This is a genomic window from Mucilaginibacter sp. UR6-11 (assembly GCF_020880695.1).
In the GTDB taxonomy this organism is placed as follows: domain Bacteria; phylum Bacteroidota; class Bacteroidia; order Sphingobacteriales; family Sphingobacteriaceae; genus Mucilaginibacter.
In genome coordinates this window covers 235130-249085 of sequence record NZ_JAJIWO010000004.1, presented here as the reverse complement: position 1 = coordinate 249085, position 13956 = coordinate 235130, and the positions used below count along the sequence as shown (strand labels likewise).

Genomic DNA, 13956 nt, shown 5'->3' with positions numbered 1-13956 from the left:
ATATGTTGTGTTATTTTTGTGGTATAATTTCAATTGGATAGGCGTCGCCGCTGGGTATCTTGTTTGCTTCAATAGCTTTAAAGGCAAAGTCCTTAGCCTCCTGGCGGGTGGCAAAATGGCCGACAGATACGTGATAAAGCGGTCCGGTACCGTCCGGTACCAACCACGCGTCGAGCCCGTTCTTTTTTAATTTTTTAATTAACTGAATAACTTCGGCCATCGTCCGGCAATCGCCTGCGTAAACCTCGAAACGACGGGTACCTGTGGCATCAGATTGTCTTACGCCCGCGCTGTTCTTAATGATCTTTGGTTTGGCCGGTGCGGTTTGGTTTGGTACAGTTGATGCAACTATCGCCTGGGTTTTAGGTGTTATCTCGATGGCATAGGCATTGCCGCGGGGTATTTTGCCCGCCTCAATAGCCTTTGAGGCAAAGTCCTTTGCTTCCAGGTGGGTAGCGAAATAGCCTACAGATACGTGGTAAAGCGGTCCGGTACCGTCCGGTACCAACCACGCGTCGAGCCCGTTCTTTTTTAATCTTTTAATTAACTGGACAACTTCGGTCATCGTCCTGCAATCACCCGCGTAAACCTCGAAACGGTGGGTGCCTGTTGCAGCAGATTGTTTTACAGCCGCTGCACCCGCGGCGCCCGGTTTGGCCGGCGTTGTTTTGGCTGGAGCAGGTATGGACCGGGTAACAATCAAATCTTCTTTTTTTGTTTTAGCTGCCGGTTGCACACTTATAACCTGTTCTTTTTTAGTGCCCAGGGTTGTTTTGGCAACCGTATCTTCTTTAACGCCTGTTGTATCAGCTTTAAGGCTATCGGATTTTAAAGTATCCGCTACAATTGCCTTTAGGGTATCTTTTGGTTTAACCGAATCAATTACTTTAGCCTTCGGTTTCCAGAATACCATCCTGGCAAATGTATCCGGCTGATATGTGTATAACGCAAAAACACCTACGCCTATTACTGCCATAGTTATAAGTACGATCAGGATCAGGCGCCATGGGCCCCGCCTGGCTTCGGCTTCTTCCCCCTCCGGATCAAAGAACTCGGGCGATATGCCTGCTTCCTGTTCGTCCGCAGCGGGCGAAGAAATAGTTTCCCGCACCGGTTCGGCCGGCGGCAGATCATCGGCAACATCGTCAGTTATGACGGGTTTTGGCGGTACTGGCGGCGGATAATTAAGCTCAACTTTGGGCCGTTCCTCTACCGGTGCCGCATCGGTTTTATTGATGCTGATAGGTTCTAACCCGTAAAAAACAATATCGTCAATTATCTTTTCGGCGGGCCTGAAAGTCAGCTGGCCAAATTCTGTATAAAAGGAGCCAAGGTTACCGATAGGCACCTCGCTTAACAGCGCCTGCTGCTTCAGGTTGGTAATATATTTTTCTGCGAAGTATTTGGCTGACGCTACCGATATGTTTTTTTTAACCGCGATATACTCGGCAAGCGAGTCATCGTCAATAGATTGCGCATCAAATTGCGCCCGGTGATAAGGCGGATAAAATTTACGTTCATTTTCGTCGTAATAGCCACTTACGCGTGCCTGCACAAAGTAACCCAATCCGGGTACACTTACTTCGCCCTGCTGCATCAGCAATTCGCCTAAATAAAAGCCTACATCCATTTGCTAAAAGTAACGGTTAATTAGTTAACTTCAAACTGTTTTAGTCCCGGGCCAAGAGTCTGTAATCGTAAGTATTAGCTAACTTTCGACTGCCGGGCACTGACTAGAAGCTGAAACTAGCGCCGCCAAATATATTAAATCCGTAGTCAGGATAGTACAACCAGGTTTGATTTGTTGAATTTAAAATGTTATTAACACGTCCGAAAATAGAGATCTGTTTATTGACTTTATACTCAACGCCACCACTCAGATCAGCAAACTGGCTAACCTCTGATATCACCGAGGTACCCACCGGTGGGGCAATACCATAGGCCGCTGTAAATGCCGCTGCATTTGGTTTATCATAGGCAGCGCCTCTAAACATTAATGAGCCGGTAATTTTAACCTTGTCATTGATGTTGATGGCTGTGCCGGCAGTAAGTTTAAACTTAGGCATGTTCCAGGCCTGCGCCTCGGAAGCCATGTGGTAGTCTTTAAACTCTATATGGCCAAACAGGTCCACATCGCCGGATACTTTGTAATCCAATTCGCCATTAAAGCCATTTACGCTTGAGTTGCCGTTATCATATATCACGGCAAACCTGTTTTGCCCGCCCGCGAAATAAAAGTTGCTTACCAACAGCGGCATGTCTTTTACCGTGTTGCGGTATATATCTGCCTTAAAACCAAGCCCCGGTGCAAGGGTGCCTTTTAAACCGGCGCTAAGGTCAAGTTTATCAACCGAGTTTTTGATGCTGAGGTTTCTGCCCAGGAAAGGATTGAGGCTGTAAAAATCTCTTAATGATGATTTATTTACATCGCCTTTGGCCTCAACAAATAAACGGACATACTTAGGGATTACCTGGTACTCCAGCTTCGCTGCCGGGAACAGTGAGAAGCGGCTGGCAAAGCCAAATTCGTCAACAATATTTATACCGGCATCAATTTTATAGTTCTCGCCCTGAAACTTGATGTAAGGGTTTAACCGCACTATGCTGTTATTGTACGAATATAGCGAGTCTTTCTGGGTGCTCAGATCCAGCGACACGCTTAAACCTGCATAAAACTGGTTAATGGTCTGGTTTAAAAAGCCTGAGAGCACCAAGTTGTTCTCCCTGGCTTTAAACCGGTCGCCAAATACATAGCCCTTTAATTTTAAGGCATAAGTAAAGTCGTTCTCAACGTCCTTATAGTTTTTGGCGATCTCGCCTTCGGCGCCTAATGTATTAAAGTACTGATGGGCCACATCCAGTTTAGCCGGAGGGTTAGCTTTATCATACCCGTAAAAATAACTGCCGGTGTTGCTGTAGTCGATATGTCCTGATAAAGTGTTTACATCGCCAATGTTTTTACCAAAAACGCCTATTTCATCTTTGTTTGAGTTTTGCTTGTAGTAGGTAGTGCCGCTTTGCGCAAAGTGTTTAACATAAACGCCGGCCTGCAAAGCCTGGTCGGTGCCATTGCCAAAAAAACCTTCTAAAAACGTGGTTTTTAAGTTCCCGATGCCGGCCCTTACCAAATTATTGTAGGGCAGGGTATCCTGTTGCACCGGTATCTTCATGGCACTTAATTGTTTAATCTCTGAGTTCTGCTCCAGTCGTTTATCCATGGGTGCATAGCTTAACGGGGCCTTATATGGCGTTTTATCTTCCAGATCAGGGTTACGGCGTATTTTTACGGCATCGGCCAATAAAGGTTTATAAGCCGAAGTAATTACGATCTCTTCAGATAAGCTGCTGCCATTAGCGGGGTTGGTACCGCCTGTGCCGCCGCCTTTAGTAGTATCGGCTGCGTTGGTTTTAGCGGCCTGGTCGCCCAACGACCTGACATCCGTTAGTTTTTTGGCTGTTGCTGTTTTAGCTGCCGGTTTAGCCGGGGCTTTGGCCGGTTGTTTCTTTACAGTTTTGGCAGTCGTTGTTTTTTTACCTTTGGTACTTTTTTGCGCGTTAGCCGGAACAAAGTATAATACCATGATCAAAGTAAACAGCGTATAGGTGTATTTGAATTTCATGTGCTTGTTTCTCTATTCTTTGTTAGCCGGTTTATTTTGAGTAGTATCTGTTTTCATTTCGTCGGTGCCCTGGTTTTTGGCAGGTTTTGGCGGCGATATTCTGTCCAACTTTTGCTGGGCGGTCGCCAGGATCTCATCGTCACCTTTATAGTTATCCAATATGCTTTGCAGGGTAGCCTTGGCCTGGAAGTTGTCTTTTAGCGCCACATAATCATCGGCCAGCAAAATAAACGTCCTGGCTATCCAGTAATCATAATTAGGCATTTCTTTAGCCAGCTCAAAACATGTTTTTTGCGATGTTTTGTACTGGTGCTTTAAGTATTGGATATAGGCCAGGTTATACTTGGCCTCGGCAGCTGCTACGGTTTTGGTATTGCTGATAGTGTAGTCAAACTCGTTTACAGCCGCGGTAGTATCGCCTTTTTGCAGGTAAGCCAGGCCGGCGTATAACCCTGTCCTGAATTTATCCTCCTGTGCTGATTTTTCATTCTGCCTGATCAGCTTAACATAGTTTAACGCGTCATCCGCGGCGTGCATATGCGCATAACACAGCAACAGGTTATTAATGGCGAAGGTATAATCAGCCTTATATTCAGAGTTGATCTCCAGCTTTTTCAAGAATACCACCGCTTCATTATATTTTTTCTTGTTGATGTATAGCTTGGCCATACTTATCAGTGATTGTTCGGTCGAGCTGCTGGTCCAGTCATTCAGGATCACGTTGTAATCCACAATAGCCTCATCGTCACGTTTAAGGTTAACCAATGCCTGCGCACGGATAAACCTAACCTGCTTTTCATAAATAGGCTTGGTGGGAAACTTATCAAAGTAAGCGCCAACGGCTGATACGGTACCCTGCCAGTCGCCTCTTAAATAAAGGTTGTTGGCGGCGGTATACATAATGTTTTCCTGTTCGGCGGTCGAGTAGTTGCCTATCGGCGTTGTGCCCGCGTAAGTGATGAAAGTTTGCGCGTCGCCCTTATCGGTATATATTTTCTCAATTTGCTTTAACGCCTGCTTGGCCTCATCGGTTGACGCATAATCTTTTACTACCTGTTTAAATGATTCAACTGCCAGGTCATCGTTGCCCGCGTTATAGTCAATTAAACCAATGGTAACCAGCGCCCGCGGTATATAACTGCTGCGCGGATATTTCTGGATCATGGTTTGTAAAGCCGCTTTGGCCGTAGGGCCGTCATTTTTTACAAAGTAGGTGTAGGCTATCTCAAAATCGGCATCATCTGCATAATCAGAGTTAGGGAAAGTGCTTAACAGATTTTTAAGGGTGCTGATCTTGGTATCGGGTGCGCCCTGCAAACCTTGTATCATACCACGTTGAAATAAAGCGTAATCTTCGCTTTTAATATGCTGGTTAATAATGCGGTTATAGTATTCTAAAGCCTTATCATAGTTCTTCAATACAAAGTAGCTGTCACCGATCCGGGCGGTTGCATCATTAACCGTATTGCGGTCCTTTTCTTCGCCATCAATAAACTTCTGGAAATAAGTGGCGGCAGTACGGTACTTTTCGCCGTAAAAGGCGGCATAGGCCAGCGCGTAGTTAGAGTAGTTATAAACGTTGGTTTCTTTTGCCTCCGGCAGATCTAAAAAGTCCTGGAAGGTTGAAACCGATTCGGAGTACTTGCGCACCTCGTACATCGCTTCTGCCATCCAGTAAGTGGTAAGGGCCTTGATTTTAGGGTCAACCGGGACCTTCAGCGAGCGTAAAAATATGCCTATCGCGTTCTCAAACGCGCGTTCGTTATAAAATTCTAATCCGCGGTAATAGGCAACTTTCTGGTAAGCTATCTTAGCGCTTTGTGTTTTATTGGGGATAGGCTCCAGGATCTCAACAGCTTCTTTATAATTGCGCGAGTTAAGTAATTCCTCGCCCAGTAAAACTTTAACTTCGGTGGTGCGGGTTGATGCAGGGTAGTTTTTTAAATACGCGCGGGTAGCCTCAAGCGCCTGGGTGTTAAAATCAAGTTCGTACGATAGTTTGGCGTATTGGTACAAAGCATCTTCCTGTAACTGCTTGTCGAAATTTAATTTTGCAGCGTTTAAAAAGGCGTTACGGGCGCTTTGCTTGTTGTTCATTTTTAAGAAAACTTCGCCTAACGTATAGCTGCCGCTCTGGCTGTAAGTATCTTTTTGCTCAATCAGTTTTTCCAGCTCGGTGGCTGATTTGGCGTAGTTGCCCACCTTGTAGTAAGCATAACCCATTTGGTAGCTGTCCTGCGTGCTTTGGGTTTTGCCATGGTCGCGCGCCTCAAAACGGTCGTAATATTTAACCGCGTTATCATAATCAACTTTAGCAAAATAGGATGCGGCGATGATGCGCAGCATTTCGGTTTCGTTTTGCTGTTTGGTATGGTTTACAATAGGTACCGCATAGCTTAAAACATCATCATAACGTTTGTCCAGAAAGTAAACAGCGGTAATGTAATATGGGTAGCTGCTCTCATATTTTTTTGAGTTTTTTAACTTCTCAAAATTTACCAGCGCCAGGTGATAATCCTGGTTAAGGTATGCGATGTAGGCAAAATAATAGGTGGCGTCATCCGTAAACGGTGATCGCCTGGTCTTTACCTCGCTAAATAAAAGTTGCGCATTGGTATAATCGCCTAACGAAAAATAAACATAGCCCTTGCGGAATTTATATTCGGTGTTTTCGCTGCCGCTTAATTGGCCCGCCGTTATTTTATCAAACCACAACAGGGCTTGTTTATAGTCGCCCTTTTTTGAGTAGGAGCGGCCTATCTGGTAAATTGCCAGTTTGGCCAGCGGATTTTCCGGATGCTCGTGGATAAATTTCAGGAACAGGCTCTCGGCATCATCATTGCCCAATTCAAGTGCGCAAAGGGCAATATAATATTGCGCGTTTTCTTTTAACAAAGGCAGGTCGCTTTCAAATTGAGGCTGATTGCTGGTTTTTAATTTTGATTCGGTAACCAGGCGGTACTGTTGCGCTGCCGCTACGTACATTCCCCGCTCCAGCAGGTCGCCGGCCGAATGATAGGTACGATGAAGTTTAAAAGATTGATCCTGCTGTGCGTGTAAATTAAGCGCAAAAAATATAGATAAGAGGAGTATGCTGTATTTGATTTTAATCATAGTGCGTAAAAATGGTGCTGCAATTTAGCTAAACACAAAAATGCAATCCACAATAGTAATTAACAACTGTGGATAACACTTTTTTAACGCCTATAATAAAAGCGAGGTATAGGTGTGGAAAACTTTTAAATTGTTAATGATTGTCGCAGCCGTATGGTAACGGGCTGGCAGGGGAGGTTGACTGAATATAATACCGGGATGCCTGTCTCCGAAATTCAGGCTGCAGCCAAATTTTTCTGAACGCTGTTTAACAGCACATCAATATCAAATGGTTTGGCAATAAAATCGTCGGGGCAGCCCCTTTCCCGGTAGCAGTCTGTTAACGCGTGGCTGGCAGATAATAATATAACTGGTATATTATGGGTTTCTTTCCGGGCTTTTACGCTGCGGCACAGTTCGCGGCCGTCATAGTTACCCAGCATGATATCCAGTATGATTAAATCAGGTTGTTGCTGTTTAATTTTGTCAAATAAAAATTCCCCGTCGGCGAGCGTTTCAACTTCGTAACCTGAGTCTTCCAGTATCAACTGCAATACTTCTAAAATATCTTTATCATCATCGACCGCTAATATCCGTTGCATTTTTATTATATTAAAGTTATCCTAAAATGAAAAGGTATAGGAGGTTGTTATGTTAACGTTATAACAATTCCTATACCATATCTATAGATAATCTCATTCTGCAGTCTTATTTCTGTATTTTGGCTACAGAAACTTCAGATTTATAATTTTTTAAGCGCGATTTTTATTTATAGTTTAATTAATTTGCTTATTATGCAACCTAACTGCTTGTTTTACACAACACTATTAGTGTTTAGTAGCCAAAAAGCTGTTTCAAATCAGGCTTAATCAGCTCGCCATATTTCTTCAGATCGGCATCGCTCACCCGTTTATCAGACGCAACAACGCAATAAGTATAAGGCTTGCCTTTTAATTCGGTGTCATGAAAGTTCTTTATTGTTGCAAAGTCAAGGCTGCCCAGCGTGCTAAAGGTAGTTTTGCGCGCGTCGTAATTTAGTCCGAGCCGCTGTGCTGCCAGGTAATTAAATAAGATGTCATCCTGGGTTATACGCTCGGTTTCTATTGATTTACGGATGTTATCTTTAGCATCAGCCAGCGATTTTTCAGATTCGGGCATGTCGGTAAGCAATTCGTTCATGCTTTTTATTGATTCATTCAATTTATCGGCCTGTGTACCGATATATCCTAAAAAGTAATTCTGATCCTCTTTTTTCGCCGGTGATACATAGTAAGCATAGGTACTGTAAGCCAATGCTTTTGATTCGCGGATCTGCTGGAAAACTACGGTGCTCATACCGCCGCCAAAATAATTATTGAACAGTTCAACCTTCGGGGTTTGTTCGGGATTGTATTTTCCTTCGGTGCGGACCCAGTAAATCTCGGCCTGTACCATGTCATAGTTGGCAAATAATACCCTGTTTTTGTCGACAGATACTTTAACAAACTGCTTTTTTGCCGGGTAGGCGGTAAAAACAGCCGGCGTTTTATGCAATGTCGCCAGGGTTAGGGCCGCCGCGGTTGCGGTTTGCGGGCCGTAGTACAAGATGGTATGCTTATAGTTATTAAGCTCATGTAAAATATTAACCAGGTCCTCGGCTTTTAAATTGTCTAACTCTTCTTCGCTGAGGGTGTAGTTAAACGGATTTGAGGCGCCATATTGCGCATAACTTACCAGCGACTGCGCAATTGTGGTTTTGTTTAGCTTGGCATTCTCGCGCGATTTTTTTATGCGCGCCTTTAAACCGGCCAGCGCTTTTTCGTCAGGCTGGCAGTTGGCCAAAAGGTCCTCATATAATTTAACAGTGGCACCAAAGTTTTCCTGCAGTCCGCTGAAGCTGACGGTTGATATTTCGGTACCGGTAGATATGCTGAATGATGATGCCAGCTTATAAAATGCTTTGCTGAAATCTTCGGCGGTTTTGGTGCGGGTGCCCAGAAACTGTATGTACTGCGCGGCAATAGGCAACAGCTTATTGTTCCAGCTACCCATATCATAACGATAGTAAAGCCTGAAGATGCTGTTGTCTTTATTTTGAACCGCCAGCAGCGCAACATTGCCTGATTTTGCCCGCTGTATATCTTTCTGGTAATCCAGAAAAACCGGTTTAACCGCGTTAGACGGCATGGCATTTACCTGCTTTAAAAATTCAGATTGTGAAGCCGCGTTTACCTCTACCGGGGTAATTGGCGGTTTTTCAACCTTTTGTATGCTTTTATCCTCGCCCTGGTGTTTGTAAATAATTACGTAATCATTGTCGTTAAGATATTTATTGGCAAATTCAACAATTTGCGCCTTGGTTATTTTTGACAGCTCACTAACCGAAGCCACCTCCGCGCGCCAGTCGACGCCGGCCACAAAATCATTCATCAGGTTGTCGGCGCGGTTGATATAGCTTTCGTTATCTTCTATAATCTCCTTTTTTTGGTTATTGACGATTGACCTGATCAGATCGTCAGAAAATTCACCCCTTCTTAATTTGCCTATTTCGGTAAGCATCAGGTCCTTTACTTCATCTAAAGATTGCCCTTTTATGGGGTTGCCGCGCAACAATAAAACACTATAATCCTTCAGCGAGTAGGAGCCTGCGCTTGCGCCGAGTAGTTTTTGTTTCTTTACCAGGTCAAGATCAAATAAACCTGCTTTGCCGTTGGTAAGCATTGAGCCCATCAGGCCAAGCAGCCGCGCATCACGGGTAGCGGCGCCGGGAAAACGAAAAGCGATGGTTAAATTTTCAGGGTTCGGCCCGTAAATATCACGCTTAACCGGGCTGGTGATGGGTTGTTCGGGCACAAAGGTATAAGGGGGGATAGGTTTAGCTTTCATATAGCTAAAGTGCGAATCCACTTTTTTTATCATCACATCAGGGTTAAAATCGCCTGATAAAATAATACCGATGTTGTTAGGTACATAATAGGTGTAATAATAGTTGCGGATAGCGTTTAAAGACGGGTTCTTTAAATCGGCCACGGTACCTATTGTAGTATGCCTGCCATAGTTATTGTTAGGAAACAGGCTGGCAAACATGGCTTCGTTTACCTTGCTGCCATCGTCATCCAGTGTGCGGTTCTTTTCTTCGTATACAGCTTCAAGCTCGGTATGGAATATCCGCAGGATCGGGTTGCGGAAACGCTCGGCCTGTAAGGTTAAAAATTTATCAATAGACGAGCTGGGGATATCTTCGGTATAGGCGGTACGCTCAAATGAGGTACTTGCATTACTGTTCTGACCGCCCATGGCAGCCATCATTTTATCATACTCATTGGCGATGGAGATTTTGGCGGCTTCGCCGGAAGTCTGATCAATTTCCTTGTAGATCTCTTTACGCTTTGCGTCATCAGTGGTTGAGTTGTACTGTTCATATAACGCGTCAATTTTATCGAGGTATGGTTTTTCTTTTACCCAATTGGTGGTACCAAACTTATCGGTCCCCTTAAACATCAGGTGCTCCAGGTAGTGGGCCAAACCGGTATGGTTATCAGGATCAGTCTTACTGCCTGCCTTTACGGCGATATAAGTTTGGATACGCGGTTGTTTATTGGTTGTACTGAGTATAACCGTTAAACCATTTTTCAACGTGTAAAAGCGCGAGTGGGTAGGGTCGCCGGTTACGTATTTGTACGAATAACCGCCCGATGTTGCGTGTTTCCAGGCAATAACTCCCTGCGCTTTAAGGTTGGATACAAACGCGGCCAGGACAAAGCCAATCAGGAATAATTTTTGTTTCATGCTACTTGTTTAAACAATAAAAGTATTTAAAAAATTCAATTGAAAAAAGCGGATTATTTGTTAATCAGCCATTGACTGGCCGCCGCCAAGAGCCTATTTGACAGTAAATATTAATACTTGTTACAGCGGGTTTTTGCCTAAAAATAAATAAAAAATATTTTTTAAAATAAACCTTTATTGATGCCGGTGCTCTAAAAAGCATTATTTAATAAAGAAAAACATATCGTATGAAAAAAATTCTCTTTTTTGCTATATGTCTGCTGGTTGCAGGCTCAGTAAGTGCACAACGCCGTTATTATCATTCGCCGCGCGGAGATGGTGGTTCAAGAAGCAGTGGTGATGATTTTTACAGCCCCAAAATAGGCCTCGAAATAGGCGCTAACGTATCAAACCAGATCAGTACGTCGAGCTCTAACTACAGCACGGGCAGCCTGGGCGGTTTAAACGCCGGCCTAACTTTTGATCTGCCTATTATTTACCCATTGTCTTTCGCGCCTGAAGTATTATACTCACAAAAAGGCTACGAGGCCACTACTGCTAATGGTATTTTTACCCAACGCACCCACTTTATTGATGTGCCCTTGCTTGCAAAATTTAAAGTAGGGCCGGCTTTTAACTTTTATATCGGCCCGCAATTGTCTTACCTGTTATCAACCACCAATACTTATGACGATGGTTTCCTGGTATCAAGCGAGCACTATTATGAAGATAACAACGGCCATAAATCATTTTTAGACGGTGTGCTTGGCGTAAGCTTTGATTTAAACAGATCTGTTGATCTGCATGCACGTTACACGCTTGATCTGCAGCAAACAGATTCGCAGGGCAGCACCTATGTGCCTAACTACCGTAACCAGGTTTGGCAGTTTGGCATAGGTTTTAAACTGAACTAACCCTACAACAACCCATAAAAAAAGCCGGGGCATTGATCATGCCCCGGCTTTTTTTATGTTTTATTTTTACAGATTAATAATCTGAGTTTCCTTTGTTACTGTCACGGTCGCGATAGCTGCCGCCCCCACCATTGCCCCGATCTTTATTATAACCGCCGCCGCTGCTCTTGTCGCGGTTGTAACCGCCACCACTACCGTAGCCGCCGCCACCGCCGCTGTTTCTGTCGCGGTTGTAACCACCACCACTATTCCTGTCGCGGTTATATCCGCCACCGCCGCCGCCGCCACCGGCAGGCCGGTCGGTTTTTTCTTTAGCCTGGCTTACTGCTATTGTTTTGTCTAAAATTTGTTTTTCATCAAGATTGGTAATGGCATTTTGCGCCTCTTCATCGTTTGGCATTTCAACAAATGCATAACATTTGCTTCTGCCGGTTTCACGGTCCATAATTACGTTGGCCGAACTTACTTCGCCATACGGCGAGAAAAGTTCAATGATGTCAGCTTGCTGGTACTGATAAGGCAGCTTGGCAATAAAAATTTTCATCTGGTAAAAGAATTACAATTAGTTATAACAATAGTAGGCATTTATAATCAATAAAAGATGTTGTGTTTTTGATAAATATCTTTTACGGAGGCCTTTACAAACAACACCGGTGTGTTTTGATTGTTTTGTGCTATTTAATATTATAACGGGAAGCGGCCGGAGCGGAGAGACGGATTATAAAATAAGGCTGTTAACTTTTTCTACCAGTTCGGTAAGGTCAAATGGTTTGTTAATAACAGCATCGCAACCGTAACCAAAAAGCTCATCATCATGATTGATATAAGCAGAGAAAATAATAACCGGTACGTCCTTATATTCGGGGTGACATTTTATTTGCTTGCATAGTTCGCCGCCGTTAATGCCCGCCACGCGAAAATCCAGGATCACCAGGTCGGGAGAAAAATCTTCAACCATGTCCATAACTTCTTCGCCGCTTGATGTGCTTTTCACATCAAATTTTTCGTAAGAAAGTGTTTCATGAACAATATCCAGGATATCCTGATTGTCGTCTAATATTAAAATGCGTTTTGACATTTACTGATCTTAATTCTTCGAAAAACTATAAATCGTTTAAGTGAAAATGCTTTATAAAAGCATAAGGGGATGCAGCTGAAAATTTTTTCGAAATCGTTGGGCCAAAGATAACCATATTTTCTAATATTCACAGTCTCGTATGTAATAATCTGGTTATAATATCTGGTTATTTAACCGGCAAAATTAAATAGGCTTCTGCGGCGCAACCACGGCGTTTTTTAGTTTAAAAAGCTTCACCAAGGTTTACCATGATGGCCGAGTAATCTTTGCTGCGGCCGTAATCAATGCCCAGGTTAGTGTCGGATTTTTTGTTGAATTTTATCCGCAGCCCGGCGCCGTAAGCCGGGTTCCAATATTTAAACCTGCGGCTGTTGGCCTCGCTTGCCGAGTTTATATTGGCGAACGCCACAAAACCAAACAGCCCGTTTGCGGTAATATCGCGGCGGTACTCGGTTTCAAAATAAAAAAGGCTCTCGCCCCGGTACCGGTTTTGCTCAATGCCGCGCCCCGACCGCTGGTAGGGGTCCATGCCAATTGACGGGAGGTTAAGATAAGGGCTGCCCGATGAAAGGGCGGTCCAGTAATAGGTCCAGAAAGCAAGCATATTTTTGGGGCCCGACTGTGATAATGATACATATTTCCGGAGATCCAGGTAGATGGATTGCCAGGTATCGTCGCTGCCGAACGCTTCGGCGTTATACCGGTAAATAAGGTTACCATACCATCCTGGCAAAGGGTTGATAGAGTTATTGCGCGTATCGTACAATAAATTTAAACTGGGGCCCGACGAAAATGAATTTTGCTCGGCTTTGGTGCCAAATTTATATTTGGTAAACTGGCCCAGGTCCATTTGCGAGCCGTTATCGCTTTCAATATCAATGTAATAATCTAAATTATAGCCAAGGCCGGCATAAAAATAGGAGGTTATGCGTTTTAAAACGCTTTGATAAAAGCGCACATAAACATAATTAATCAGGAATTTGTTGTCGGCCGGCTGGCCGCCGCCCAGCCCCCAGGTGTATTGCGGGTATTTCATAACCCGGGTATCGCCCTGTATGTTAAAACTATTGTCCTTTAACCAAATGCTGGAGTGCACAGGCAAACCATACCGCCCTTTTAAATTTAAATAAGGCGCAAAGGTTACTGATGACAGGTAAGTGCTTTTGCGGCTGCCCAGGTAAAAGCCCGCGGTGGTTGATGTGATGAGCATCTTACGGTCAGTAGCGGCTGTTGATGATACCGGGAATATAGAAAAATAGATCTTCTTTTTTTCGTCGGTGTTTGTAGGGCGTGATCTGACCTTTACAATTGAACGCGCAATATCTATCAGGTCTTTTTTTTCGACGGTATCAATAGGGCGAAATTTTGCAGAACTGCTATCGTTTTGCGCAAATAATAAACAAGGCGTTACGGCCCCAATAATTAGGAATAAGATTTTAAGCATTAACCTGATAACGAATAAAGTACTGGTTTAATATACAAAAAAAGGCCCGTAACGTAAGTT

General features: G+C 44.0%; 9 protein-coding genes. 1 reads left to right on the top strand and 8 read right to left on the bottom strand.

Annotated features, from left to right (window positions below):
* Nucleotides 1-10: 10 nt before the first annotated feature.
* The 5 genes from LJ658_RS11970 to LJ658_RS11950 all read right to left on the bottom strand — a co-directional run bounded on the left by LJ658_RS11970 (nucleotide 11) and on the right by LJ658_RS11950 (nucleotide 10481).
* Complete coding sequence (locus LJ658_RS11970) at nucleotides 11-1630, bottom strand: SPOR domain-containing protein (protein WP_230546747.1); 1620 nt, start codon at nucleotides 1628-1630, stop codon at nucleotides 11-13.
* Between the two features lie 103 nt (nucleotides 1631-1733).
* The gene (locus tag LJ658_RS11965; RefSeq protein WP_230546746.1) at nucleotides 1734-3620 is read right to left on the bottom strand and encodes a hypothetical protein; all 1887 of its coding nucleotides are present in this window, start codon (nucleotides 3618-3620) and stop codon (nucleotides 1734-1736) included.
* Nucleotides 3621-3632: 12 nt separating this feature from the next.
* Nucleotides 3633-6734 (bottom strand): tetratricopeptide repeat protein, encoded by a 3102-nt coding sequence (locus LJ658_RS11960; RefSeq protein ID WP_230546745.1) that lies wholly within the window; start codon nucleotides 6732-6734, stop codon nucleotides 3633-3635.
* A 215-nt stretch (nucleotides 6735-6949) separates the two neighbouring features.
* A complete protein-coding gene (locus tag LJ658_RS11955) occupies nucleotides 6950-7315 on the bottom strand; it encodes a PleD family two-component system response regulator (RefSeq protein ID WP_230546744.1) in 366 nt (121 codons plus the stop codon).
* Nucleotides 7316-7547: 232 nt separating this feature from the next.
* On the bottom strand, nucleotides 7548-10481 hold the full coding sequence (locus tag LJ658_RS11950) for a pitrilysin family protein (protein ID WP_230546743.1): 2934 nt from the start codon (nucleotides 10479-10481) through the stop codon (nucleotides 7548-7550).
* A gap of 227 nt (nucleotides 10482-10708) precedes the next feature.
* Between LJ658_RS11950 and LJ658_RS11945 the strand changes: the two genes are divergently transcribed.
* Nucleotides 10709-11374 (top strand): porin family protein, encoded by a 666-nt coding sequence (locus LJ658_RS11945; RefSeq protein WP_230546742.1) that lies wholly within the window; start codon nucleotides 10709-10711, stop codon nucleotides 11372-11374.
* A 73-nt stretch (nucleotides 11375-11447) separates the two neighbouring features.
* Here LJ658_RS11945 and LJ658_RS11940 read toward each other — a convergent pair whose 3' ends face one another.
* From LJ658_RS11940 to LJ658_RS11930, 3 genes are all read right to left on the bottom strand, one after another.
* Nucleotides 11448-11918 carry an RNA-binding protein gene (locus LJ658_RS11940; protein WP_230546741.1) on the bottom strand — a complete coding sequence of 157 codons (471 nt, stop codon included), beginning with the start codon at nucleotides 11916-11918 and terminating at the stop codon, nucleotides 11448-11450.
* A gap of 174 nt (nucleotides 11919-12092) precedes the next feature.
* Nucleotides 12093-12452 (bottom strand): PleD family two-component system response regulator, encoded by a 360-nt coding sequence (locus LJ658_RS11935; protein ID WP_230546740.1) that lies wholly within the window; start codon nucleotides 12450-12452, stop codon nucleotides 12093-12095.
* A 223-nt stretch (nucleotides 12453-12675) separates the two neighbouring features.
* Complete coding sequence (locus LJ658_RS11930; protein ID WP_230546739.1) at nucleotides 12676-13896, bottom strand: BamA/TamA family outer membrane protein; 1221 nt, start codon at nucleotides 13894-13896, stop codon at nucleotides 12676-12678.
* Between the last annotated feature and the right edge of the window lie 60 nt (nucleotides 13897-13956).

Excerpts from the sequence above, each read along its gene's own strand:
- LJ658_RS11970 (WP_230546747.1), bottom strand. The coding sequence starts at position 1,630 with ATGGATGTAGGCTTTTATTTAGGCGAATTGCTGATGCAGCAGGGCGAA.
- LJ658_RS11965 (WP_230546746.1), bottom strand. The coding sequence starts at position 3,620 with ATGAAATTCAAATACACCTATACGCTGTTTACTTTGATCATGGTATTA.
- LJ658_RS11960 (WP_230546745.1), bottom strand. The coding sequence starts at position 6,734 with ATGATTAAAATCAAATACAGCATACTCCTCTTATCTATATTTTTTGCG.
- LJ658_RS11955 (WP_230546744.1), bottom strand. The coding sequence starts at position 7,315 with ATGCAACGGATATTAGCGGTCGATGATGATAAAGATATTTTAGAAGTA.
- LJ658_RS11950 (WP_230546743.1), bottom strand. The coding sequence starts at position 10,481 with ATGAAACAAAAATTATTCCTGATTGGCTTTGTCCTGGCCGCGTTTGTA.
- LJ658_RS11945 (WP_230546742.1), top strand. The coding sequence starts at position 10,709 with ATGAAAAAAATTCTCTTTTTTGCTATATGTCTGCTGGTTGCAGGCTCA.
- LJ658_RS11940 (WP_230546741.1), bottom strand. The coding sequence starts at position 11,918 with ATGAAAATTTTTATTGCCAAGCTGCCTTATCAGTACCAGCAAGCTGAC.
- LJ658_RS11935 (WP_230546740.1), bottom strand. The coding sequence starts at position 12,452 with ATGTCAAAACGCATTTTAATATTAGACGACAATCAGGATATCCTGGAT.
- LJ658_RS11930 (WP_230546739.1), bottom strand. The coding sequence starts at position 13,896 with ATGCTTAAAATCTTATTCCTAATTATTGGGGCCGTAACGCCTTGTTTA.